At 41.9% G+C, this 1,288-nt stretch carries 1 protein-coding gene; it reads right to left on the bottom strand.

Translation table 11 applies throughout. From position 1 onward, the window contains the following. A partial coding sequence (locus tag C161_RS31680) for a C40 family peptidase (RefSeq protein WP_084650432.1) occupies positions 1 to 1,288 on the bottom strand: 1,288 nt, incomplete at both ends.

Below are 1,288 nucleotides of genomic sequence, written 5' to 3'. Positions count from 1 at the left end.
AACAAGATGTGGGTCAACATTAAATTGATTGGCAGCAGCATTAATCTCAGAAGCGTATTTACCGGCATATGCCACTCCGCTAGAGGTTGTTTGGGAACTAGTGGATGTAGGGTAAGCAGCATCTGTCGAAAGACCAGGAATACGAGTTGCTCCGTTGTATTTCGGTGCCCAATAGCTATTATTTAAATCGGAGACCTTTAATCCCGATTCACCCATTTGTATGAACTTACTGTCCCCCATGTGAATCCCAACGTGAGAGTTGTCCTTGCCATTCGTATTGAAAAATACAAGATCTCCAACTTGTAGGTTTTTCTTTGATACCGCAGTTCCAGCTTTAGCTTGTTGAGCTGCTGTACGCGGTACCTGTACCCCGATCGTTTCAAACATTTCCTGCACAAACTGAGAACAGTCTGAATAGGCTCGCTGTTTGAAATCATCAAACGAACCGGTAAATTCACCGCCAATTTTCTTGTATCTCATTACACCGGAGTTAGCCAGGTCAACGGCAGTGGAAAGCATTCTTGTGATGTCTGAAGAAGGTCCTCCGTCTGTTGTTATCTCCATTTGAGAGGACACGAGCTGGGAGGGATCATTGTATCCTTGTTCGTAAAGTTTCTGTTCCTCCAGTAGAGCTGTACGCTTCTGAGCTAGGATATCAAGGTATTCTTTGGACGACTTCGCAACTCTTTTCTGTTGCGAATCCAATTTTTCCAAGGACTTATTGTAGCCTTCAATCGCCTTCTGTAAGTCCGTCATAATTTCTACGGTTTCTTTTTTGGCCTTGTTGTTGTCTTCTACCCCGTAAGTGTCATCTTCCAGAAGTTTAGTCATGGCTTCGATCTGGTCATTACTCAACTGTAGTTGACCAGCATACTTTTTAACGACATCGTTTAACTCATTAAGTTTTTGTTTTTTAGCTTCAAGTTGCTCATTGGCCTTTTGTTGAAGAAAATTAGCTATACCTTGATTCATAAGCTGCGTGCTATTCAATTCAGAAGCATTCTTCTTCTGCTCTTCGGTGATTTCTTTTTCAATATCTTTAATCTTTTCACGAGCTTCAGCAAAGGTTGAGATAGACTCAAACTCTTGCCCATAAAATTGGATTCGTTTTAAACTCTCCAGCGCCACACTGCGCGTTGAATCCCTCTCCGCTTTCAGATCATCGATAGCTTTCTTATTTTTAGCTTGTCGCAATTTTTCTAGAATTTGTCCTTCAAATATCCATCCATCCGTTGTCTTCCGGATCTGGGAAGCCAATTCAGGGTATTTTAGAATCAAGTCTGCCACA

Source organism: Paenibacillus sp. FSL R5-192 (genome assembly GCF_000517845.1).
GTDB classification, from domain to species: Bacteria; Bacillota; Bacilli; order Paenibacillales; family Paenibacillaceae; genus Paenibacillus; species Paenibacillus amylolyticus.
Note: the sequence above shows the minus strand (reverse complement) of the source record. Positions and strands in the feature narration are given on the sequence as shown.